General features: G+C 60.0%; 26 protein-coding genes. 24 read left to right on the top strand and 2 right to left on the bottom strand.

The window, feature by feature from the left end; translation table 11 throughout:
* The first annotated feature begins 1 nt into the window (after window position 1).
* The 18 genes from rplR to CHU71_RS10950 all read left to right on the top strand — a co-directional run bounded on the left by rplR (window position 2) and on the right by CHU71_RS10950 (window position 13,025).
* Complete coding sequence (gene rplR / locus CHU71_RS11035; RefSeq protein ID WP_005527786.1) at window positions 2-403, top strand: 50S ribosomal protein L18; 402 nt, start codon at window positions 2-4, stop codon at window positions 401-403.
* Window positions 404-443: 40 nt separating this feature from the next.
* Entirely contained in the window at window positions 444-1,070 is a 627-nt protein-coding gene (rpsE, locus tag CHU71_RS11030; RefSeq protein ID WP_005527787.1) for a 30S ribosomal protein S5, read from the top strand.
* 3 nt (window positions 1,071-1,073) lie between these two features.
* On the top strand, window positions 1,074-1,259 hold the full coding sequence (rpmD, locus tag CHU71_RS11025; RefSeq protein WP_061920551.1) for a 50S ribosomal protein L30: 186 nt from the start codon (window positions 1,074-1,076) through the stop codon (window positions 1,257-1,259).
* A 3-nt stretch (window positions 1,260-1,262) separates the two neighbouring features.
* Window positions 1,263-1,712, top strand: coding sequence for a 50S ribosomal protein L15 (rplO, locus tag CHU71_RS11020; protein WP_086892066.1), 450 nt, complete (start codon window positions 1,263-1,265; stop codon window positions 1,710-1,712).
* Between the two features lie 276 nt (window positions 1,713-1,988).
* Window positions 1,989-3,314 carry a preprotein translocase subunit SecY gene (gene secY / locus CHU71_RS11015; protein WP_147761077.1) on the top strand — a complete coding sequence of 442 codons (1,326 nt, stop codon included), beginning with the start codon at window positions 1,989-1,991 and terminating at the stop codon, window positions 3,312-3,314.
* Entirely contained in the window at window positions 3,314-3,859 is a 546-nt protein-coding gene (locus CHU71_RS11010) for an adenylate kinase (RefSeq protein ID WP_147761076.1), read from the top strand. Before secY ends, CHU71_RS11010 begins: the two co-directional genes overlap by 1 nt.
* A 5-nt stretch (window positions 3,860-3,864) precedes the next feature.
* Entirely contained in the window at window positions 3,865-4,659 is a 795-nt protein-coding gene (gene map / locus CHU71_RS11005) for a type I methionyl aminopeptidase (protein WP_147761075.1), read from the top strand.
* Between the two features lie 63 nt (window positions 4,660-4,722).
* Window positions 4,723-5,526 carry a L,D-transpeptidase gene (locus CHU71_RS11000; RefSeq protein ID WP_147761074.1) on the top strand — a complete coding sequence of 268 codons (804 nt, stop codon included), beginning with the start codon at window positions 4,723-4,725 and terminating at the stop codon, window positions 5,524-5,526.
* Between the two features lie 252 nt (window positions 5,527-5,778).
* The gene (gene infA / locus CHU71_RS10995; RefSeq protein ID WP_004566852.1) at window positions 5,779-5,997 is read left to right on the top strand and encodes a translation initiation factor IF-1; all 219 of its coding nucleotides are present in this window, start codon (window positions 5,779-5,781) and stop codon (window positions 5,995-5,997) included.
* A gap of 182 nt (window positions 5,998-6,179) precedes the next feature.
* On the top strand, window positions 6,180-6,548 hold the full coding sequence (gene rpsM / locus CHU71_RS10990) for a 30S ribosomal protein S13 (RefSeq protein WP_034656519.1): 369 nt from the start codon (window positions 6,180-6,182) through the stop codon (window positions 6,546-6,548).
* 3 nt (window positions 6,549-6,551) lie between these two features.
* A complete protein-coding gene (rpsK, locus tag CHU71_RS10985) occupies window positions 6,552-6,956 on the top strand; it encodes a 30S ribosomal protein S11 (protein WP_034656521.1) in 405 nt (134 codons plus the stop codon).
* A gap of 21 nt (window positions 6,957-6,977) precedes the next feature.
* Complete coding sequence (gene rpsD / locus CHU71_RS10980; RefSeq protein ID WP_005527812.1) at window positions 6,978-7,583, top strand: 30S ribosomal protein S4; 606 nt, start codon at window positions 6,978-6,980, stop codon at window positions 7,581-7,583.
* 114 nt (window positions 7,584-7,697) lie between these two features.
* Window positions 7,698-8,708: a DNA-directed RNA polymerase subunit alpha gene (locus tag CHU71_RS10975; RefSeq protein ID WP_005527816.1), complete on the top strand. Its 1,011-nt coding sequence runs from the start codon at window positions 7,698-7,700 to the stop codon at window positions 8,706-8,708.
* Between the two features lie 75 nt (window positions 8,709-8,783).
* The gene (gene rplQ, locus CHU71_RS10970) at window positions 8,784-9,305 is read left to right on the top strand and encodes a 50S ribosomal protein L17 (protein WP_005527818.1); all 522 of its coding nucleotides are present in this window, start codon (window positions 8,784-8,786) and stop codon (window positions 9,303-9,305) included.
* 101 nt (window positions 9,306-9,406) lie between these two features.
* Window positions 9,407-10,240 carry a trimeric intracellular cation channel family protein gene (locus tag CHU71_RS10965; RefSeq protein ID WP_147761073.1) on the top strand — a complete coding sequence of 278 codons (834 nt, stop codon included), beginning with the start codon at window positions 9,407-9,409 and terminating at the stop codon, window positions 10,238-10,240.
* Between the two features lie 15 nt (window positions 10,241-10,255).
* The gene (gene truA / locus CHU71_RS10960; protein WP_046646780.1) at window positions 10,256-11,113 is read left to right on the top strand and encodes a tRNA pseudouridine(38-40) synthase TruA; all 858 of its coding nucleotides are present in this window, start codon (window positions 10,256-10,258) and stop codon (window positions 11,111-11,113) included.
* Window positions 11,114-11,259: 146 nt separating this feature from the next.
* On the top strand, window positions 11,260-12,522 hold the full coding sequence (gene eccB, locus CHU71_RS10955) for a type VII secretion protein EccB (protein WP_236593789.1): 1,263 nt from the start codon (window positions 11,260-11,262) through the stop codon (window positions 12,520-12,522).
* A gap of 56 nt (window positions 12,523-12,578) precedes the next feature.
* Window positions 12,579-13,025 carry a TIGR02611 family protein gene (locus CHU71_RS10950; RefSeq protein WP_147761071.1) on the top strand — a complete coding sequence of 149 codons (447 nt, stop codon included), beginning with the start codon at window positions 12,579-12,581 and terminating at the stop codon, window positions 13,023-13,025.
* Here the strand turns inward: CHU71_RS10950 and CHU71_RS10945 are convergent.
* Both CHU71_RS10945 and eccD read right to left on the bottom strand, forming a co-directional pair.
* The gene (locus tag CHU71_RS10945) at window positions 12,997-14,220 is read right to left on the bottom strand and encodes a S8 family serine peptidase (RefSeq protein ID WP_147761070.1); all 1,224 of its coding nucleotides are present in this window, start codon (window positions 14,218-14,220) and stop codon (window positions 12,997-12,999) included. The two genes, CHU71_RS10950 and CHU71_RS10945, sit on opposite strands and share 29 nt — an antisense overlap.
* 8 nt (window positions 14,221-14,228) lie before the next feature.
* On the bottom strand, window positions 14,229-15,632 hold the full coding sequence (gene eccD / locus CHU71_RS10940) for a type VII secretion integral membrane protein EccD (protein WP_255456439.1): 1,404 nt from the start codon (window positions 15,630-15,632) through the stop codon (window positions 14,229-14,231).
* Between the two features lie 416 nt (window positions 15,633-16,048).
* On the opposite strand from eccD, the gene eccCa reads away from it, so the two are divergent.
* The 6 genes from eccCa to rpsI all read left to right on the top strand — a co-directional run bounded on the left by eccCa (window position 16,049) and on the right by rpsI (window position 22,889).
* Window positions 16,049-19,639 (top strand): type VII secretion protein EccCa, encoded by a 3,591-nt coding sequence (gene eccCa, locus CHU71_RS10935; protein ID WP_255456443.1) that lies wholly within the window; start codon window positions 16,049-16,051, stop codon window positions 19,637-19,639.
* Window positions 19,636-20,778 (top strand): type VII secretion-associated protein, encoded by a 1,143-nt coding sequence (locus CHU71_RS10930; protein ID WP_147761069.1) that lies wholly within the window; start codon window positions 19,636-19,638, stop codon window positions 20,776-20,778. Before eccCa ends, CHU71_RS10930 begins: the two co-directional genes overlap by 4 nt.
* Before the next feature lie 121 nt (window positions 20,779-20,899).
* On the top strand, window positions 20,900-21,217 hold the full coding sequence (locus tag CHU71_RS10925; RefSeq protein WP_034656525.1) for a WXG100 family type VII secretion target: 318 nt from the start codon (window positions 20,900-20,902) through the stop codon (window positions 21,215-21,217).
* Between the two features lie 64 nt (window positions 21,218-21,281).
* Window positions 21,282-21,569 carry a WXG100 family type VII secretion target gene (locus CHU71_RS10920; protein ID WP_005527839.1) on the top strand — a complete coding sequence of 96 codons (288 nt, stop codon included), beginning with the start codon at window positions 21,282-21,284 and terminating at the stop codon, window positions 21,567-21,569.
* A 334-nt stretch (window positions 21,570-21,903) separates the two neighbouring features.
* On the top strand, window positions 21,904-22,347 hold the full coding sequence (rplM, locus tag CHU71_RS10915) for a 50S ribosomal protein L13 (protein WP_147761068.1): 444 nt from the start codon (window positions 21,904-21,906) through the stop codon (window positions 22,345-22,347).
* The gene (gene rpsI, locus CHU71_RS10910) at window positions 22,347-22,889 is read left to right on the top strand and encodes a 30S ribosomal protein S9 (RefSeq protein ID WP_005527843.1); all 543 of its coding nucleotides are present in this window, start codon (window positions 22,347-22,349) and stop codon (window positions 22,887-22,889) included. The genes rplM and rpsI overlap by 1 nt, the downstream gene beginning before the upstream one ends.
* The last annotated feature ends 41 nt before the right edge of the window (window positions 22,890-22,930 follow it).

Raw genomic sequence — 22,930 nt, 5'->3', positions numbered from 1 at the left:
AATGGCTAACACTGAAAACGCAAAGCGCACCCCAATCGGCAAGGACATCTCCTCCCGCCGTCGCGAAGCACGCGCACGCCGTCACTTCCGCATCCGTAAGACCCTGCGCGGCACCCCTGAGGCACCGCGTTTGGTCGTTCACCGCTCCTCCCGCCACATGCACGTCCAGGTCATCGACGACCTGGCTGGCCACACCTTGGTCGCAGCTTCCTCCATGGAAGCTGACGTTCGTGCACTCGAGGGTGACAAGAAGGCAAAGGCCGCCAAGGTTGGCGCCCTGGTCGCTGAGCGCGCCAAGGCTGCTGGCATCGAGACAGTTGTCTTCGACCGTGCTGGCTACAAGTACCACGGTCGCGTTGCCGCTCTCGCAGAGGCAGCTCGTGAAGGTGGTCTGAAGTTCTAATGATCATGGCAAACGGAAACATCAACGGAAGGAACGCCTAATGTCGGACCGTGAAAAGCGTGACGGCGGACGCTCCGCCGAGAACGGTCGTAACAACGACCGCAACAATGGCGGTCGTCGCAACGATCGTCGTAATCAGCAGGACAACGAGCGCGATAAGTACATCGAGCGCGTAGTCACCATCAACCGCGTCTCCAAGACCGTTAAGGGTGGCCGCAACATGTCCTTCACCGCTCTCGTCGTCGTTGGCGATGGCCAGGGCATGGTTGGCGTCGGCTACGGCAAGGCTAAGGAAGTCCCTGCCGCAATTCAGAAGGGTGCAGAAGAGGCTCGCAAGAACTTCTTCCGCGTCCCGATGATCGCCGGCACCATCACCCACCCGGTCGAGGGTCGCGACGCAGCTGGCATCGTCATGATGAAGCCTGCCGCACCTGGTACCGGTGTTATTGCCGGTGGTGCTGCACGTCCGGTGCTGGAGTGCGCTGGTGTGCAGGACATCCTGTCGAAGTCCCTCGGCTCCGACAACGCCCTCAACGTCGTCCGCGCTACCGTGGACGGCCTCAAGCAGCTGGTTCGCCCCGAAGAGGTTGCCGCACGTCGTGGCAAGTCCCTCGAAGAGGTTGCTCCGGCCCAGATGCTGCGTAAGCGCGCAGGTCAGGAGGCATAAACAATGGCTCTGAAGATTACTCAGGTAAAGGGCCTGGTGGGTACCAAGCCGAATCACCGCAAGAACATTGAGGCTCTCGGCCTCAAGAAGATCGGCCAGTCTGTTGTAAAGCAGGACACTCCGATCATCCGCGGCATGGTTCAGAAGGTACGCCACTTGGTCACCGTCGAAGAAGTGGCAGGGGAGTAAACCATGGCTGATATCATCAAGCTGCACGACCTGCGCCCATCCGCAGGAGCAAACAAGCCTAAGACCCGCGTCGGCCGCGGTGAGGCTTCCAAGGGTAAGACCGCTGGTCGCGGTACCAAGGGCACCAAGGCTCGTAAGCAGGTTTCCGCTGCTTTCGAGGGTGGCCAGATGCCGATCCACATGCGTCTGCCGAAGCTGAAGGGCTTCAAGAACCCGAACCACGTTGTCTACCAGGTAGTCAACGTTGCCGACCTCGCAGAGGCATTCTCCAACGGTGGCGACGTCACCGTTGCAGATCTCGTCGCTGCAGGCCTGGTTCGCAAGAACCAGCCGGTTAAGGTTCTGGGCAACGGCGACATCAGCGTCAAGCTGAACGTCACCGCTGACAAGTTCTCCAAGTCCGCTGTTGAGAAGATCGAGGCTGCTGGTGGTTCCGCCACCGCTACCAAGTAATCAACGCGATTCTTGACGAGCTAGGTGCCCGTTTCCCCAAGGGGAGACGGGCACCTTTATCGTTTTATTACTCAATTCCTACCTGCATTGTGGTTACGTTGGGTCAGGCTGGTAGGCTTGCAGGGTCATAAGTGTTCAACCGTCCTTTAGGGCTTCCCATAGCTCGCAGTGTTTAGCGTGCCCGGGTGGTCTGAACAGGACAGATGAGTTCCACCTCCACGCTGTCACCTATTGCCTTAGGCGTTGGCTGCGTAGGAAGGCCAGGAGGATTTTGTAGTGTCCGCCATTTTGCAGGCTTTTAAGGACGCCGACCTGCGTAAGAAGATCATCTTCACCATCTTGATGATCATTGCTTACCGCATCGGCGCCCAGATTCCATCCCCAGGTGTTGATTACGCGTCCATCGCTGGCCGCCTGCGCACCCTGACTGAGGAGTCCGGCAACCTGTACTCCGTCATCAACCTGTTCTCAGGTGGTGCGCTGTTGCAGCTTTCCATCTTCGCCATCGGCATCATGCCGTACATTACGGCGTCGATCATCGTCCAGCTGCTCACCGTGGTCATTCCACACTTCGAGCAGCTAAAGAAGGAAGGTCAGTCCGGTCAAGCCAAGATGACGCAGTACACGCGTTACCTGACCCTCGCACTGGCGCTGTTGCAGTCCTCCGGCATCGTGGCTCTCGCAGACCGTGAGCAGCTGCTTGGCCAAGGCGTCCCGGTGCTTACTGAAGACCGTAACTTCTTCACCTTGATTGTCTTGGTTATCACGATGACCGCAGGTGCAATCCTCGTTATGTGGATGGGTGAGCTCATCACTGAGAAGGGCATCGGTAACGGTATGTCCCTGATGATTTTCGCGGGTATTGCAACTCGCCTGCCTACCGACGGCGTGGGCATCATGAAGAACAACGGCGGCCTCGTCTTCGCCATGGTTGTCGCTGGCCTGATCATCCTTGTTGTTGGCATCACCTTCATCGAGCAGGGCCAGCGTCGCATTCCAGTCCAGTACGCAAAGCGTATGGTGGGCCGCCGCCAGTACGGTGGCTCTTCCACCTACCTGCCGCTCAAGGTCAACCAGGCCGGCGTTATCCCGGTCATCTTTGCGTCCTCGCTTATTTACATGCCGGTTCTCATCACCCAGATCGTTAACTCTGGCTCTGCAGTAGTTCCGGATAACTGGTGGCAGCGCAATGTGATTGCGCATCTGCAATCTCCAAGCTCGTGGCAGTACATCGTGCTTTACTTCGTCCTGACCATCTTCTTCTCCTACTTCTATGTTTCGGTCCAGTATGACCCTGCCGAGCAGGCAGACAACATGAAGAAGTATGGTGGTTTCATCCCGGGTATTCGTCCGGGCCGCCCAACCGCTCAGTACCTCGGCTTCGTGATGAACCGTTTGCTGTTCGTAGGCTCCCTATACCTTGCGTCGATTGCTGTCCTGCCGAATATCCTGCTGGACCTCGGCGTTGGCCAATCTTCCGCAAACGGCACCTCCGCTTTCGGTGGTACCGCTATTCTGATTATGGTCTCGGTTGCTCTGACTACCGTCAAGCAGATTGAGTCCCAGCTCCTACAATCCAACTACGAAGGACTTCTCAAGTAATGCGTTACGTACTCCTCGGCCCTCCCGGTGCTGGCAAAGGCACCCAAGCAGCTATCCTGAGCGAGAAGCTCGGCGTCCCGCACATCTCTACCGGCGACCTGTTCCGCGCCAACATCGGCCAGGGCACTCCGCTTGGTGTTGAAGCAAAGTCCTACATCGATGCCGGCAAGCTGGTGCCAACTGACGTCACCGCACGCATGGTTGAGGATCGCCTGAACCAGGGCGACGCTGCCAATGGCTTCCTCTTGGATGGCTTCCCACGCACCGTGGAGCAGGCTGATATCTTGGCTGATCTGCTGGAGAAGAAGGGACAGAAGCTCGACGGCGTTATCAACTTCGAGGTGTCTGAGGACGTCGTCGTTGAGCGCATGCTTGCTCGCGGACGTGCTGATGACAACGAGGAGACCATCCGTACCCGCCTCGGTGTCTACCGTGACGAGACCTTCCCGCTCATCCAGCACTACGGCGATGACATCATCAACGTTAAGGCTGAGGGCACCGTTGAGGAGATCAACGAGCGCACCCTGAAGGCTATGGGTAAGTAAGACTCATGGGTTTTAGACGCCGCAGCAAAGCAATTCCCGCCCGTACCCCGGGCGAACTCGACGCAATGCAGGCCGCCGGTGAAATCGTCGGCAAAGCATTGCAGGCAGTACGCGATGCTGCGGCGTCTGGCGTATCTACCCTCGAACTTGATGAGGTGGCCGAGCAGACCATTCGCGATGCGGGCGCAACTCCTACGTTCAAAGGGTACGAGGGTTTTCCTGGTTCGATTTGTGCGTCTGTCAACGACGTCATTGTTCACGGGATCCCCGGCAAGGACATCGTTCTTGCTGAAGGCGACTTGGTCTCCATCGACTGTGGTGCAACGCTCGACGGTTGGGTAGGGGACAGCGCCTGGACTTTTGGCGTCGGCAAGCTTTCTCCAGAAGCAGTTGCGCTTAACGACGCCACTGAATGGGTCCTATTGGAAGGACTTAAGGCTATGCTCCCCGGGAATCGTCTAACTGATGTATCACACGCCTTGGAGCAAGCCACCTACCGCGCCGAGGATAAGTTCGGTGTGGATCTGTTCATCGTAGATGGATATGGCGGCCACGGAATTGGCCGCACCATGCACGAAGAGCCTTATCTCGCGAACGAGGGCAAGCCGGGCCGCGGCCCGCTCATTCAAGAAGGCTCCGTACTAGCGATTGAACCGATGCTCACCCTGGGTACGGAGGATAACGCCGTGCTTGACGACGATTGGACTGTGGTCACCCTTGACGGCAGCCTCGCCTCACACTGGGAGCACACCGTGGCCGCTACAGCTGACGGACCGCGCATCCTCACCCCGCGCTACTAGAATTTTCCTCATTCAGGGCCAGTTGAGTATGCGGATCCTGCATTAGGGTCTATACTTTTTGCCATGTCTAAATTCAGCCCCCGCAACGTATCTTTCTCTGCACGTCGCGCCCTTGTTGCCCCTATGACCGCTGGTGTAATGACCGTCTCTGTTCTTGCTGGTGCACCGGTTGCATCTGCGCAGACCGTTCCTTCCATTGAGTCTCTCAGCTCTGACGCACAGTCCCAGATCGATAACTTCATCGGTCAGTCCCGCGAGCAGGCTTGGAACACCCGTAACCAGATTCTGGATCAGGTCAAGGTTTTAAACCCAGCTGCGGCAGATGCTATTCAGCCGGCTGTTGACGCTGCAGTCAACGCTATCTTCCCAGGCCTGATTGACCAGAAGAACGCGGAAGCACGTGCGGCACGAGAGGCACAGGAGCGTGCGCACGCAGAGCAGGTTGCACGCGAGCGCGCTGCGGCTGAGGCGGCTGCACGTGAGGCTGAGGCACAGCGCAAGCGCAACGAGTTTGACCGCGGCCCTTGCCCGGCTGATGCACGCGTCTGCGTTGACATAGACGGCAAGCGCACTTGGCTGCAGGACAACGGCAACGTTTCCCACGTAGCATCTGCGATGTCTGCTGGTATGGCAGGTCAGGAAACCCCGCGCGGCACCTTCTACATCAACCGCAAGGTAAAGGATGAGATCTCTCGCGAGTTCAACAACGCGCCGATGCCTTACGCCATGTACTTCACCAATAATGGCCACGCCTTCCACGAGGGCTCCCCGGCTTACGAGTCCAACGGCTGCATCCGCTTGCCGCACCAGGATGCTGTTCGTTTCTGGAACGATGTGCCAGTCGGCTCCAAGGTTGTCATCTACTAATTCGGAGCAACTAAAGCTTTAAGACATTTCCTCGTTCCCTTTGCGGCAAGAGCCGACGGAGGGAATGAGGTTTTTCATGTTTTGGTGTGTCACTACGACACTGCAGGTAGATGAGTTTGGAGTTTGCGTCTGTGCAGCGTATGCTAGGACGCTGGTGTATGTTTGCGGTCTTATTCATCGCGACGTCGCCAAGCAGTAGACATCAAACATGCAGGTGGCACGCACTTGTTGCCGCCTAGAAAAGTAGAGGTTATGGCTAAGGAAGGCGCAATCGAGGTCGAGGGTCGTATTATCGAGCCTTTGCCAAACGCAATGTTCCGTGTCGAGCTCGACAACGGACACAAGGTTCTTGCTCACATTTCGGGCAAGATGCGTCAGCACTACATCCGCATTCTCCCTGAGGATCGCGTGGTTGTGGAGCTGTCCCCTTACGACCTAACCCGCGGACGCATCGTCTACCGCTACAAGTAAACACTGTAAGCCTCCTTACCCAACCGGCATAGCCTCGCTATGCCCACTTCACCTCAGGCTGCGATGGCCTGAGCCCGCACTGGTAAGTAGCCCACAGATCCGGCATCGGCCCGGGCGAAGTGCTGCATGGAGCGGGACGGATAGGGAGAAAACCATCGTAACAACCCGAAAGGACACGCCACATGGCACGTCTAGCTGGTGTTGACCTCCCACGCAACAAGCGTATGGAGGTTGCTCTCACCTACATCTACGGCATCGGTCCAACCCGTGCCAAGGAACTGCTGGAAAAGACTGGCATTTCTCCTGACCTGCGCACCGACAACCTCGACGACGATCAGCTGTCGGCGCTGCGTGACGTAATCGAAGCTACCTGGAAGGTCGAGGGTGACCTCCGCCGTCAGGTTCAGGCTGACATCCGCCGCAAGATTGAAATTGGTTGCTACCAGGGCATCCGCCACCGTCGTGGCCTGCCTGTCCGTGGTCAGCGCACCAAGACCAACGCTCGTACCCGCAAGGGCCCGAAGAAGACGATCGCAGGAAAGAAGAAGTAATTCATGCCTCCAAAGACTCGCTCCGGCGCGCGTCGTACTGGCCGTCGCGTCGTAAAGAAGAATGTGGCCGCAGGCCACGCATACATCAAGTCCACCTTCAACAACACCATCGTGTCTATCACTGACCCGTCCGGTGCTGTTATCTCCTGGGCATCCTCCGGCCACGTCGGCTTCAAGGGATCCCGTAAGTCCACTCCGTTCGCTGCGCAGATGGCTGCTGAGAACGCTGCTCGCAAGGCAATGGAGCACGGCATGAAGAAGGTTGACGTTTTCGTCAAGGGTCCGGGCTCCGGCCGCGAGACCGCCATCCGTTCCCTGCAGGCTGCAGGCCTCGAGGTTTCCTCGATTACGGATGCAACCCCACAGCCGCACAACGGCTGCCGTCCAACCAAGCGCCGCAAGGTTTAAGGGAAAGGAAGAGGTAAGAAAATGGCTCGTTACACTGGCCCCGCTACCCGCGTATCCCGCCGTCTGCGCGTCGACTTGGTCGGCGGCGACATGGCATTCGAGCGCCGCCCGTACCCACCGGGACAGGCTGGCCGCAACCGCATCAAGGAGTCCGAGTACTTGCTGCAGCTTCAGGAGAAGCAGAAGGCAAAGTACACCTACGGTGTCCTTGAGCGTCAGTTCCGTCGTTACTACGCCGAGGCTAACCGCCGCCCGGGCAAGACCGGTGACAACCTGGTCGTTCTGCTCGAGTCCCGCCTCGACAACGTCGTCTACCGCGCTGGTCTGGCTAACACCCGTCGCCAGGCTCGTCAGCTTGTCTCCCACGGTCACTTCACCGTGAACGGCAAGAAGATCAACGTTCCTTCCTTCCAGGTTTCGCAGTACGACATCATCGATGTTCGTGAGCGTTCCCAGAAGATGGAATGGTTCGAAGACGCTCAGGACCGCCTCGTCGATGCCAACGTACCGGCATGGCTGCAGGTCGTTCCTGACACCCTGCGCATCCTCGTGCACCAGCTGCCCGAGCGCGCTCAGATCGACGTTCCGCTGCAGGAGCAGCTCATCGTCGAGCTTTACTCGAAGTAAACTTTGTAACCGAGTGCTGCTCCGGCTGCATTCGGAGAAGAGTGAATCTTCGAAACCTTCGTCTTTACCCCTTCTACCGGCGTCATATAGCGGGCGTCGACAAGGAGAATTTCAATGCTCATTTCCCAGCGTCCTCAGCTCACCGAGGAATTCATCGACTCGTCTCGTTCTAAGTTCGTCATCGAACCGCTCGAGCCGGGCTTCGGTTACACCCTCGGTAACTCCCTTCGTCGAACCCTGCTGTCCTCCATCCCGGGTGCAGCAGTAACTTCCATCAAGATCGATGGTGTTCTCCACGAGTTCACTACCATCAACGGTGTGAAGGAAGACGTCTCTGAGATCATCCTCAACGTCAAGGGCTTGGTTCTTTCTTCCGACTCGGACGAGCCGGTTGTTATGTACCTGAGCAAGGAAGGCCCAGGTGTTGTTACCGCGGGCGATATCCAGCCGCCGGCTGGCGTGGAGATCCACAACCCGGATCTGCACATCGCATCCCTGAACGACACTGCCAAGTTGGACATGGAGCTCGTCGTCGAGCGTGGCCGCGGCTACGTCCCAGCAGCACCGACCTCTGGTGAAATCGGACGCATTCCGGTTGACCAGATTTACTCCCCGGTTCTGCAGGTCTCTTACAAGGTCGAGGCAACTCGTGTTGAGCAACGCACCGACTTTGACAAGCTGATCATCGACGTCGAAACCAAGAACTCGATTTCTGCCCGCGACGCCCTGGCTTCCGCCGGCGGCACCTTGGTCGAGCTCTTCGGCCTGGCTCGCGAGCTGAACAATGCTGCTGAAGGCATCGAGATTGGTCCGTCCCCACAGGAGACGGAGTACATCGCGGCTTACAGCATGCCGATCGAGGACCTGAACTTCTCCGTTCGCTCCTACAACTGCCTGAAGCGTCAGGAAATCCACACCGTTGGTGAGCTCGCAGAGTGCACCGAGTCGGACCTGCTGGATATCCGCAACTTTGGTCAGAAGTCGATCAACGAGGTAAAGATCAAGCTGGCTAACCTGGGCCTGGCTCTCAAGGACACCCCTGAGGACTTCGACCCAACCCAGCTCGAAGGTTACGACGCAGAAACCGGTGACTTCAAGGATCCGTCTGCGGACGATTCCGAGTAAAGCACCACACTGAACTGCGGCTGGACTTTCCAGTCCAACCGCGCGCTCACTTTATCCGCACACGAGGAGTACATAATGCCAACCCCTAAGAAGGGTGCCCGTCTCGGCGGCTCCGCTACCCAGCAGGCTCACCTGCTGAGCAACCTGGCTGCTAGCCTGTTCGAGCACGGCGCAATCAAGACCACCGACGCTAAGGCGAAGATGCTTCGTCCTTACGCTGAGAAGATCATCACCAAGGCTAAGTCCGGCACTCTTGCAGACCGCCGCGCAGTGCTGAAGCTCATCCCACACAAGGATGTTGTTGCGCACCTGTTCGACGAGCTGGGCCCGAAGTTCGAAGGCCGTGAGGGCGGCTACACCCGCACCATCAAGCTGGAGAACCGTACCGGCGACAACGCCCCGATGTCCCAGATCTCTCTCGTTCTCGAGGAGACCGTGACCTCCGAGGCTAACCGCGCTACCCGCGCAGCTGCTTCCAAGCAGGCTGAAGAGGCTAAGGTCGAGGAGACCAAGGCTGAAGAGGCTGAGGAAGCAAAGGCAGAGGCAACCGAGGCAGAGGTCGAGGAGACCGCTGCTGAGGAGACCGAGGAGAAGTAAACTTCTCTCGCCTTAACTAGGCCGCAGAACCACCTTAGGTGGGGCTGCGGCCTTTTGTTATGCTTTCTGGGCCATATAACCCCGACCAGAACGTATACTCTATGACCCCGCTGTTTACTGTGCTGTACGTAATCGGCATCGTCTCCGAGGCGATGACCGCTGCGCTGTCCGCTGGCCGGCAAAAAATGGATTTGTTCGGCGTCATCATGTTGGGCGCTGTCACCGCATTGGGCGGCGGCACGATCCGTGACATGGTGCTGGGCGCCTACCCGTTGACGTGGGTGGCGGAACCGCGCTTCCTCTTGGCTGTGGTGGCCGCCGCCGTCGTCACGGTTTACATGTCCTTCCTCATGCACTATTTCCGGCATGTATTCCTGCTTCTCGACGCCCTGGGCCTTGCGGTATTCAGCGTTCTTGGTGCTCAGAAGGCCCTGGAACATGGCCATGGGTTGGTTATCGCTGCCGTGGCGGCGGTGCTGACCGGCGTCTTTGGCGGTATTTTGCGTGACTTGTTGTCCGACCGTATTCCGCTGGTCTTGTCCGCGGAGCTGTACGCCTCCATTTCTGTTCTTGCTGCCTTTTCTTATGCGGGATTGATGGAGCTGGGGCTCAGCGCTGAGGTCGCTGGCGTAGTCACGGTATGCCTGGCGTTGGCGCTGCGCGTGGCCGCGATCTACTTCGGATGGTCGCTGCCGGTGTTTGAGTACCGGGGAGCCGAGCAACCCATGGACCCGCGCCTGCGCTTGTCAGCCCGCATTGTTCGGGATGGCGCCCGCAAGGCCAAGCGCAAAGCCGGCCAGGCCAAGGAGAATCTAAAGCACCCCAAGCGGGCTGGCTATGCCGCGTTGAACAAGCTGGGCGTGAGCAAGAGCGCGAAGGGCCAGCGCGCGTCCCAGGATTGGGAACTCAATCGCGAGTGGAATGCCAGCGACTAGGTAGGATCAGCATCCATGACTAACGTTCGCCTTCGCCTAGACCTGGCCTACGACGGCACCGACTTCCACGGGTGGGCCCGCCAGAAGGGGGATTTGCGTACAGTCCAAGGGATTCTCGAGGACAATCTCTCAATGATCCTGCGCCACGACGTAGAGCTGACCGTCGCGGGGCGTACCGATGCAGGCGTGCATTCCGCGGGGCAGGTAGCGCACTTCGACGTGCCGTCGGAGGCTCTAGATCAGCGATCGATTGATGGGGACCCGGCCAAATTGGTGCGTCGTCTAGCAAAGCTCCTTCCTGAAGACGTTCGTGTGCATGCCTGCACAGCGGCGCCAGAGGGATTCGACGCCCGCTTCTCGGCACTGCAGCGCCACTACGTTTACCGCATAACCACGCACCCACGCGGCGCACTTCCGACCCGCGCGCGGGATACCGCGCAGTGGCCAAAACCGGTGGACATTGACGCAATGCAGGAAGCCGCGACCACCTTGGTGGGTCTCCACGACTTCGCTGCGTTCTGTAAGGCCAAGCCGCACGCCACCACCATCCGGGACCTGCATTCCTTCGAGTGGGTGGACGTCTCCACGCCCACCGAGCCGCAGCTCTATGAAGCACGCGTCTGCGCAGATGCCTTCTGCTGGTCTATGGTGCGTTCCTTGGTGGGCTGTTGCTTGCGCGTGGGCGAGGGTGCACGCGACGTCGACTTCGCCGCAGCGATGCTCGCTGAGAGTCAGCGTTCTTCCCAAATACCGCTGGCGCCAGCCAAAGGATTGAGCTTGGTACGTGTGGACTATCCGGCCGATGAGGAGCTCGCGGCGCGCGCGGCGGTGACTCGGGATCGTCGCGCTGCGGATGACGTGCAGTTGGGCTAAAGTAGCGCGCAGACTTACACAAATAAGCGCAGTCGCGTGAGGCGGTGGGGTGCCGCCTTAAAATCCTTAGGGTAGGGGTTCGTTGACGCCATCCGCGGGGTGCGCACTGCGCGTGAATTTCGGGGGAGGTTCGCATGGCTCGTCCCATGCCTACGACAAAAGCACACGTCTCAGGGTATAAGTTTCTGCGCCGACGGGTGGAACACGGCTTGGTTCTGGGCGATATCCGGATGATTCATGATCCGCTCGCCAAGCGGCGCCGCGCGCTCGTCTTCGGCATCATCGCCGTGGCCTTTCTAGGGGTTGGCTCGGGGCTTATGGCGTGGTTGCAACCCAATCCCAATCCGGGGGATGCGCCCATCGTGCGCACGGACCAAGGCCAGCTCTTTGTTCTGGTGAATGAGGCCTACCATCCAGTCGCTAATCTGACGTCCGCACGTTTGATTGTGGGCGAGCCGGCGACGCCGCATGCCATCGGCACGGACTTTCTGGGCGGTGCCCGCCTAGGCGCGCCGCTGGGAATTGCAGATGCGCCGAACTATCTGGCGGATCCCACCTCGCCGCATTCGGCGTGGGCAGCCTGCTATTCGCCGCAGGAAGACGTAGGCGATGAAAACCTCACGACCATCGACGACGATGCGGGGCGCCCAGGAGAGACCATCGTCGTGGCGAATGCGGATGTGCAAGGATTCACAGCGCAGGCCGCAGCCTTGGTGGAGTCCGGTGGCAAGAAGTGGTTGCTCACCGAGGCAGGGCGCGTGGCATTGCCCGCGGACACGAGCACACAAGGCAGGGTGCTGCGCCGCGCATTAGGGCTGCGCGATGACACGTATACGTGGAAAGTCTCAGAGGAGCTTCTCAATGCTTTCGCAGAGTTGCCGCCGCTGTCCTTTCCAGCGGAGCTACCGAAGATCCTGGATACCGGTGACGGCCTGTGGGCGCGCAGTGAGCAGGGAGTAGCAGCGATTACTCCCACCCAGGCGGAGATGCTGGTGGGGATGGGGGCGCAGCGCCTGAACACTGAAGCAACGGAGGTCGCAGCGCTTGGCGACGCCCCATTAGGCTTCAACCTGCCTTCTACCAGGTACGAGTTCCATGGCCCCGATGCGGGCTGGCTGTGCGCCAACGACGAAGGCGGAGGTGCTCTCAGCACACCAGTCGCGGGCAGCGTCGCCGTGGCGGGCGAAAGCGCTGCAGACCGGTTCGTGGGCCTAGAAGCTGGCGGGGTGGGCGTCGACAGTGGTCATGGCTACCATGTGATTTCCGCTACTGGACTTCGGCATGCAGTCTCCCAAGGCACCCTCATGGAAGCTCTCGGGACTACCAGTGACGTGCAGGTTCCTTGGGAAATTTTGCGGCTTCTGCCTGAGGGATCGCCCCTGGAGCGAGATGAGGCGCTGCGCGGCTGAAAGCGGTGCTCGGAAGAGATGCAGGCGGGCCGGACAGGTAGCTAGAATCAGTGCGCATGGGAACAATGCGCGAGGCGGTGCATGAGCGCGTAGAGAGTTTTCGTGACCGGCACTCGCGCTCAAAGGAAGCCAAGTACGGCTTCTTGGTCCGTCCACTGACGCTGACCTTGGGATGGACCATCCTGATCGTCGGACTCATCACCATCCCGCTGCCCGGCCAAGGATGGCTCACCACCTTCGTAGGAATCGGGATTCTCTCCCTTGAGGTGCACTGGGCCCGTCACCTTTTGGAGTGGGGTGTTCACCAATACGATCGCTTCTTCGACTGGTTTGGCCGTCAATCCATGCGTACCCGCGCGCTGCTCATCACCTTGCTGATCGTGATTATTTGGCTCGTCTTCGCGCTCATTCTGTGGGGGTCATGGGCAACCGGATACCTGGACTTCCTCAACGGTTTCTTCGCGTGGTTGGGAATCACGCGTCCCGAATTCGGCGCAGCGTAGCGCCTAAGACAACAAGCCCGCCCAATGAGGCCACGAGCGCCATCAACCGCGCGGGCGCAACACTGCGTTCAGCGGCGGCTGGCCGAACAACTACGGACTTTTCTGGTGCAGCTGCATCAGCGCTCGCGTTGGGGCTTTCCCGATCCTGGTGGAAGGTCAGGGCGCTGAGCGGATCGATGAAACCGTTGCCTGGTTCGGCAGCAGCATAGATGCGGGCACGCAGCTTCGCGGGGCTTTCATGCGGATAGCGCTGCGCGAGCAAGGCGACGGTTCCGCTGAGAACCGGTGCGGCAAAGGAGGTGCCGTGGAATGGGGAGGGCTGGCCGTCGCCGGTGGTCTTGGCGCGTGCCCACTCGCCGCCAGGGGCTAGCGCCAAGGGCACGTGGCCGTCGGCGCTGAGACGACGATCCTTGTCGTGAATAGGGATGGAATACTCGGCGACGTCGTGGGCGTTTGCCAGTGCGCCCACGGCCAGCACGGTGGCAGCATGCGCAGGATAGACCACGTCTTCTTTGGTGCAGCCGCCCGAGGACGCATTGCCGGAAGCTGCAACAATCACCGCACCGCTATCCTCGGCCCGCTGCAACGCGGCGTCGAGATCGCGCGTGTCCACCCGGTGTGCGTCCTTGCGCGGAACGCAGGAAATTACAGAAATGTTGATGACTTTGGCTCGCTCATCCAGAGCGCTGTTGATCGCAGCGGCAAGCGTCTCCAAGGTCCCGGAGGAACTGAGGTTGTCCTCTGAGCGATGGCGGTAGTGCCCGCTGGTCTGCCGGATAGACACAATTTCCGCACGGGGTGCGATGCCGATGTCATAGCCAGCAATCACGCCGGCGACGGCCGTTCCATGGATATCGCAATCCCGTAGGGAATCGGGTTCTTCCGGGGTGACGAAGTCGCTGCCGCCGCGTAACGTCCGTAGTTGCGGATGCGGGCTGACACCAGTGTCGATGACGGCCACGGTGATTCCTTCACCGGTGGCAAAGGAATGCAGCCGTGCCCGGTACGCCGCTTGTTCCTGCGAGGAACGCGGTGAACGCTCCGCAGGAATAGGCACTGCGCATGCGACGTCAGGTTCGCGGGCCTGCGCCGGCGCGGGAAGAATCAACGACACCCCAAGAAGCATCAATGTAGCCGCCACCCGAAGTGAGCGGGCGAGAGCGCAGCCTGAGGCAAAAGACTCCTGAGCTTGCATGGCGTTTCCTATCCGAGACCACGGATGAGAAGGAAGATGCCTGCCACGTGTGCGGCTAGCGGTAAGCACGCCGCAATCGCGAGCGTCTCAGCGCGCTCGCACCACGCAATCGTGGTGGGCGCAGCCAGAGCAACCTTGGGCGCCCACAGGGGAGTGGACACCATCGCGGCGAGCACACCTACAGCGAGTGCGCTGAGTACCCAGATGCTCCACGGCGGACTGGTGGTGAGAGCGCTCCAGCAGCGGGCAGCATAGATAGCGGCCACAGCCGTGGCAGCCAATGCCAGCCCAGTCAACGCCCACGATGACACCACGCGGGCATGGCGTACCGCGTGCAGCACCGTGGCGCCGGCGAGTGCCACGCACAAGAGCTGGGCGAAGAGGACCGTCACCAGGTTGGTAGAGCTCACCGGCATTACGGCAAGAAACGCCAATGCTGGAAGGCCCGCCACGGCAGCGCCGATGCACACGCCCTCGTAGGCCAGCCCGGCGCGATCTGCGCGCTGATCCACGTCATCCTGCACGGAGTCCGAGACGTCGAGGGCTTGTCCCGCGGTGGGCAGTTGCGGAACCTTGAGCCCGACTAGGTGCGTAGTGAAGGAGGGCGCACCGGCCAGCAGTATCACCGTCGCAGCGAGCGCGCATGCAGCGCCTGCTGAGGGAACTACTTCCGGTGTCTGGGCGCCCACGAGGTCGGCGCCCTGCGCGCCGGGCAGTAGGCTGCCGGCGGCGCCGATCGCGCACAACGATGCGGTGGTCAATGTGGCAAGGCTCAAGCGCATCCCGCCTAACTTGGTGGCGTGGCAGGCTGCCAGAGCAATAAGCGCACCGACGCACCCGGCCCAGAGCGCCCAGGGGCGTTCGGCTTCTTGGGGCGAGATAAACACCCAGCCCGCGACGGCTGCCGCAGCGATACACAGGCAGGTCAAGAGAGCCGAACGCGTCCATAACGCCAGTATGAATGCCCCTAGTGTAACGAGCAGGGCGGCCGGAAGCATGCCCAGCGTGGCTGCGATGATACTGCTTGCGGCAAGCAAACCGGCGCCTGCCCACACGGTTGCGGATTGCGCTGGCAGTCCCGCCGCCGCATTGTGGGCTAGAGCTTCTGCCGCGTCACGCACTACCGGTGCCGGTTTCTCTTCGACTGGCTCGATGATGAGTACCGAGCCATCACGCAACGGTGTTCTTTCAAGCATGGTGCTAAGCGGGATGACCTTGCCGCCCGCAGTGCTTGCCTGGAGTGGGACGGTGAAAATGGGGGCGTCGACAAGCTGCATCAGCTCCCCTAAAGACTCCCCAATGCTGGCAGCCAGCGGCAGCGCAACGTCTGCCTCCTTGCGGAATTCAAAAATATGGAATCGCACCGTGACCCGCACTGATTGCGCCTGCGTGGTGCTCAAAACTTCCGTCATGCAGAAATCCTCCCCCGAGAAAAACTGGTGCCTTATGGGCCTTCCCCACAAGGCTTCCCCCTTGCCTAACTCCACACATTGTGGCTTACTAGTGGCATCGTGTCCACCGCAAACGGTTAATCCGATTCACGGTGATGCATGGTGTAGGGCTGGGGTGCCGTGCACTGTGCAACGTAGTGAAAAGCAGTGGGGACGTGGGGAAATCGGAGGGATTTTATGGGGGAATTATGTCCATACCTGGACTCTCACATGCGTTATACAACGGAGTAAACAATTCGCTTGCGCGCGAAAAGATTGTCGAAGTACTAGATTCCGGCCAGCGTGAACCGGCACCACCTTTGCCGCAAGGCAGCGTGGATGCGGAGGCAGTGCCGGAGGCGGTGCGACCGCAACCGGTGCCTTTGATACGTATTCTTATGCCGCTGGTGATGGTTGGCGCGATGCTGGGCATGGTCGCATTGATGGTGTTGGGCGCGGGGCCGGAACGCCGCGTGAGCCCGATGAGCTTGATGTTTCCGCTCATGATGCTGGCGAGCGTCTTCATGATGTTCAATCCACAAGGCGGCGATCAGAATCCCGATGAGACGCGGCGGACCTACCTGCGGCACCTGAAGGCGTTGCGGGAAAAAGTCTTGGAGCTGTCAGCGGCGCAACGCGCGCATGAGGAGCACCGAAATCCGGCGCCCGAACAGGTGGCAGCGTTGGTGGGAAGTTACCGGATGTGGGAGCGCGTCGCTGACGACCCCGATGCGCTTGAAGTGCGCGTGGGCACTGGGCCGATGGCTTTGTGCGTGCCCATCAACGTGCCTGATTCAGGTGCCACGGAAGACCTTGATCCGGTGTGTGCGGTGAGCGTGCGGCACACGGTCAATGCCTTGCGGACGTTGGCGGAGATGCCGGTGGTCATTCAGCTGCAGGCATTTACCTGCCTGGGGCTTTCGGGGGAGCGAGCCGCGGATGTGGCACGCGCGATGTTGCTGCACTTGGCCGTGGCCCATGGCCCGGAGACGGTGGGCATTGAGCTGCACCCGCGGTGCAACACCGAGTGGGAGTGGGTCAAATGGTTGCCGCATACGAAAAGGCCTGAGCAGGCACGGTTTCGCATTGTGCTTGTCGACGCCACCCTCATCCCAGCGCATGCCGATCTACCGGAGGACGATGAGGTCACGAGCTATCTCTGCGTGGGCGTGCAGCGGCATACGCCGCTTGGGCAGCGTGCGGAAAAAGACGGAATCTTTCTCGTAGCAGGCGAAGATTTGCAGGTCGTTACCGCTGCGGGGGATGAAGTACTGGGCGTGCCCGATGACGTCGATGCCGAGACAGCGCTGCTGGTCGCGCGGCAGCTGGCGCAGTATCGCCGTCCCGACCTGCGCGGCGCGGTCCGCTCGCGCAGGCGCAGTAACGACCTCATGGATCTGGTGGGCTGTGGGGACATCGATGAGCTGGCCGCCAGTGGAATGTGGGCGGGCAGACAGGCCGAGCAACGCCTCAAGGTTCCGATTGGGCTGGACGAGGTGGGCCAACCGGTGTACCTCGACCTAAAGGAATCCGCACAGGGCGGCATGGGGCCGCATGGCCTGTGCATTGGGGCTACCGGCAGCGGAAAGAGCGAATTGCTGCGAACACTCGTTGCCTCACTTGCTGCGACCCATAGTCCGAAAGAACTCAACCTAGTCCTGGTCGACTTCAAGGGCGGTGCGACCTTCCTGGGCTGCGATACGCTGCCGCATACCTCGGCTGTCATCACCAACCTGGAAGAAGAGTCCACGCTGGTGGAGCGTATGCACGATGCCATTTCTGGTGAGATGAATCGCCGTCAAGAGCTGCTGCGCGCAGCAGGAAACTTTGCCAACGTCGATGCTTTCAACGCCGCTCCGCGCGCGGTAGCGGAGTTTGGCCGCATCCCGGCTCTTGTCATCGTGGTCGATGAATTCTCTGAGCTGTTGGGACAGCATCCCGACTTCGCGGAGCTCTTCGTCGCGGTGGGCAGGCTTGGCCGTTCCCTGCACGTGCACCTGTTGCTGGCTTCGCAACGCCTAGAGGAAGGGCGGTTGCGTGGACTGGATTCTCACTTGTCCTATCGCATTGGTTTGAAGACTTTTTCTGCTGCGGAATCACGGCAGGTTCTCGGCGTCACGGACGCCTATCATCTGCCCGCCCAGCCCGGCGCGGGCTATCTTAAGACGGATGCCGACGCGCCAACGCGCTTCCAAGCCGCCTACGTTTCGGGCCCGGTAGAGCGCCGCGTCGCAGCACCAGAATCCCAAGGCACTGCGGACTCCGCGGGGCGAATGCAGCAGACGCGGCCGCGCGTGACGTTCTTCTCCGGATGGGCGCCGGCACAGGATGAGGACGTTGACGCGCACGCAGTAGCAGCGCAGCACACGGTGGTTGATGAGTCGCAGTCGCTTCTCGACGCCCTCGTTGCAGCCGCCGAGCTGGAGGCGCGGCGTCGCCAGCAGCATGCGCACCGCATTTGGCTGCCGCCGCTGCCGCCTGTGGTGGAGCTTTCCGCAGTGGTGGCAACACCTGAAGACCGGGGCAGGAATGCAGGTGCACAGCCCTTCCTAGAGGCGGCGATCGGCATCATCGATAGGCCTTATTACCAGCGTCAAGACCCGCTCGTGGTGGATCTTGCTGCGGAAGGCGGGCACCTCGCCATTTGTGGCGGCCCGCAATCCGGAAAGTCGATGGCCCTGCGCAGCGTGGTGACGGCATTAGCTGTGGTGAACAAACCGGCGCACGTGCGCTTCTACGTCATTGATCTGGGTGGTGGGCAGTTGACCGCGCTAGCACGGCTGCCGCACGTTGCGGGAGTGGCCAGCCGGGATGAGCCCGAGAAGGTCCGGCGAATTGTGGATGAGGTGGCGGGCCACATTCGCCGCCCCAGTGAACCACATACGTTCCTCGTCATCGATGGATGGCATCACATCGGCACTGCCGGCGCCGAGTACGAAGACCTGGCGGAGCCCGTCACCGCAATCGTGGCCGATGGTGCATCGGCGCGGGTTCACGTGGTGGTCACCACCAACCGGTGGACTAGTATGCGCCCGAATGTCCGCGATCTGATTTCCCAACGTCTTGAACTGCGCCTTGGCGAAGCGATGGATTCGCTCATCGACCGCAAAGCGCAGCAGAAGCTCCCCGCCGCGCCGGGCCGGGGACTCACGGTGGGCGGCGAGAACATGCTCATTGCGGCCACGGCCAATCAAGACCTAGCGCATGTCGCAAGGATTCACGCCGATTCGGAACCGGTGCCTGCGCTCAAGATGCTGCCGGACGTGCTGCGTGAGATCGAAAGCGTGGAAGGAATTAGCGGAATCACCTGGGGTATCGGCGGACCCGACCTGGAACCGCTGGCCTGGGATCCCGCGGCGACGCCACACGTGGTGTGCGTGGGCTCCCAAGGCTCTGGAAAGTCAGCGTTTCTCAGCACTGTGTTGCAAGGAATCGAAAAGCTTCCGCGGGAGGAAGCGCGCATCGTCGTCATCGACCACAGGCGCGCGCACCTGGGGACACTCGAGCCCGACATGGTGGCGGCTTACGCGGCCAACACCGCGGCCACGCAGCAGACGATCATCGATACAGTGCGCACCCTGGAGGCGCGTCTTCCTGGCGCGGACGTGACGCCCGCTGAGCTCGCCGCGCGTTCCTGGTGGCAGGGCCCGGACATCTACCTGGCAATTGATGACTTGGATTTGGTCAGCGAGATTGCCTTGGCGCCTTTGCTTGAACTGCTTCCGCATGCGCGTGATATCGGGTTGCACCTGCTGATTGCTCGCAAATCGGGCGGAATTGGCAGGGCACTTTATAGCCAGTTCCTCTCCGCCGTCCGCGACCTTCAACCCGCAGTATTTCTTCTCGACTCCGATCGTGAGGAAGGCACCATCTTCGGCCTCAAACCCGCGGCCCAACCACCTGGACGCGGTCAGTGGTCCATTCGTGGCGCCCTCGTTGGCGTTGCCCAATCTCTTTACACCGAATCAACCCAGGAGAACTTCTCATGACTTCCACTCTTTCCGGCCAATTTACTTCCGCAGGGCTCGGCGACACCGACACTCTCATAATCACCATTTTGGATGCAGCCACCATCTACGAGGGCCCAGAAACGGTCTATCGTTATGACCTTCCCGGTACCGGCATCGTGGATGGCTGGGCGCTGTCCCCAGTAGTAGAGCAGTGTTCCAAGATTTGTGGTCCGCAATGGCCAGAGGTAACAGCTGAGGTCATCGTCGACGTTTCCGGCACAGAAATTTCGGTGGAGGCGGCGGCAATTTTGCGTAGGCAACTCGAAGTGGCGGGGGTCTTGGTGGCTTCAGATACCGATGACGAATACGCCGGGCCTGTATTTACACCCGACATGGAACCCGCAGAAACGCCGACCCAAGAATTCCACGTAAAGAACACTTCAGTCACCGAGCGCCCAAGTGTGGGATATGAACTTGATGATCGTGGGCACCAGGAGCACATGCTTGAAGACGCCGCGACTTCGAAACCTAAAGCAAAGCCCCGCAAGGCAACCAAGCGGCCGAAACTCAAGCCCCTCTCATTGCCCGCCTGGTTTGATCCTTTTTATGCGGGTATTGCTGCAGTCGTATTCACTGTCGCTGGCCTGTCCTGGTGGGCAATGGGGCGCCACGAGGAACAATCATCAGTAGAGCAACTTTCGCAGACGGTAGCCCAAGCGCCACAACCAAGCGCTGCGCCAAGTAGCGTCCCTGCCGCTGAGGAAGCCAAACCGGGTTTGAACCCAGGGCAGAAGGAACTCGACGTTGAGGGGATGAACGTGGTTCTCCCACAAGGTTTCCACCCCAAGGTTGAAGATGGCGTGGTGACAGTAACCGGTGAGGACCCGGATCTGCGCATTTTGCTTTCCGCTGATCCCCTCTTCGCAGTGCCAGTGGACATGCTTTTTAAGGAGCTGCACGCGGAAATCGAAACGGATCCTGCTTTATCCGAGCCAAGAGAGGAAGCTGGGCGCTTAAATTATCTGGAAGATCCCGGCGACGGTTCCAAGGTGTCGTGGATGACATGGGCCGATGGCGAGCACCAGCTTTCGGTTGGATGCCATACGCGCTATGAGCCGAATGTGGTGCAAAAAGCCGCTTGCCGCATGGCAGCAGAGTCATTGGTGAAGAAGAGCTAAAGAGTTTTTCGGTTCCGGGGAACCGATTCTGATTCAGCGCAGTCTAATAAGTATGAGAAAGCCGCACTCGGCTTTTTCGGGGGAAATACACACCACTTTGAGCCCAAGGAAGGGGCAAGAAATGACTCAGCTGTTTAAGACTGAAGCCGATGTAATGGTGGCTACTGCTGGACGCGTGGACTCCACCAATGACGAGGTGCAGGGGGAACTCACTCGTCTGCAGGGCGTCGTGGACTCGGTGCGTTCCAACTGGGATGGCCGTGCGCAGGTCTCATTCGACAATCTCATGCAGCGCTACAACACCTCGGCACAGCAGCTGCGCGAGGCGCTGACCGCAATCTCTGACAACATCCGTGACAACGCTCGCAACTTCGACGATGTAGAAGCCACCAACGCGCAGGCCTTTTCCAACGTCGGCGGAGCAGGCCTTGCCCTCTAAGCCGTTCAAGGCTTAAAACTCACAGCACAACTGGCAATCACAGGAAGACGCAAAGAAGGAAAACATGTCTGCTATCAAGTACGAATTTGGCGCCATCGCGGGTGCTGCTGCCGATATCAACTCCACTTCCGGCCGCATCAACGGTTTGCTCGGGGACCTCAAGTCCACCCTGCAACCAATGGTGGCTACCTGGGAAGGCGAATCGGCCGCGGCTTATAACGAGGCGCAGGCAAAGTGGGACAACGCTGCTGCAGAGCTCAACACTGTTCTGGCCACCATTTCCAAGACCGTCTCGCAGGGCAACGACGCAATGAGTGACGTCAACCGCCGTGCGGCAGCAAGCTGGGGCTAAGGAGGAGTTGCTCATTCGCATCGAGCCGGGCCAATCTTCTTAAACACATCACACCGAGTAGGGAGCAAGGCGAACGCAACTGGTCTCGATGCACGCACCCCGGGCTTTGATATAAGCCCGGGGTGCGTATGTTTTCGCACCCTCAGTGCGAGAGGGGCGTCGCCAAGCAAAGCGTTTTGGGTTTTGAGTAGCTGACGGCTAAAGTTGTAGCCCTATGTGTTTGCATCCTTTTGGGATGCGCGCTTTCTGCAGGTCTCCACCGGCCGCTGTACGGAAGCGTAAGGCATTCATAGCGTTGGCCGGCAGTCCTCAGACAGACTTTCAAGGAGTCATTTTGTCTACTTTCCACCCGAAGAGCGGTGACATCACCCGCAAGTGGTACGTCATCGACGCTACCGATGTGGTGCTGGGCAAGCTCGCTTCCACCGCTGCAGACATTCTGCGCGGTAAGCACAAGCCACAGTACGCACCGAACGTTGATTGCGGCGACCACATCATCATCCTGAACGCGGACAAGATCCACGTTTCCTCCAACAAGCGCGAGCGCGAGATGCGCTACCGTCACTCCGGTTACCCGGGCGGCCTGAAGTCCATGACTCTTGGTCAGTCCTTGGACGCCAACCCGGTTCGCGTTATCGAAGAAGCTGTTAAGGGCATGATGCCGCACAACAAGCTTTCCGACGCCTCCATCAAGAAGCTGCACGTCTTCGTTGGTGAGGAGCACCCTTACGCCGGTCAGAAGCCGGAGACCTTCGAGTTTAAGCAGGTGGCACAGTAATGACCGAGCAGAACATCGCAAACGCTGACAACAACGTAGCCGACGCTGCCGACATCGCTGCAGCAACCGCTGCTACCGAGGAGTTCACCAACACCATCGGTGATTCCATCGCTACCTCCACCGAGGCAGAGGTTGAGACCGCTGCTCCGATTCACGAGGGCCCGATCCAGACCGTTGGTCGCCGTAAGCGCGCCATCGCTCGTGTTCGCCTCGTTGCTGGTTCCGGCGAGATCACCGTGAATGGCCGTTCCTTCGACAACTACTTCCCGAACAAGCTGCACCAGCAGGACATCCTCCTGCCGCTGACCCTGCTTGAGCGCGAAGGCCAGTTCGACATCAAGGTCACCGTTTCTGGCGGCGGCCCAACCGGCCAGGCAGGCGCTCTGCGTCTGGCTATCGCCCGCGCACTCAACGTCTACAACCCGGCTGACCGCCCGGCCCTCAAGAAGGCTGGCCTGCTCACCCGTGACGCACGTGCCGTGGAGCGTAAGAAGGCTGGTCTGCACAAGGCACGTCGTGCCCCGCAGTACTCCAAGCGTTAATTCTTCGCTTACGTACAGCTCGAGCCGTTGCTTCCTTTTCG

Origin of the sequence: Corynebacterium sp. LK14, assembly GCF_008042215.1 — a bacterium.
GTDB lineage: Bacteria > Actinomycetota > Actinomycetes > Mycobacteriales > Mycobacteriaceae > Corynebacterium > Corynebacterium striatum.
This window is presented reverse-complemented; position numbering and strand designations above follow the sequence as displayed.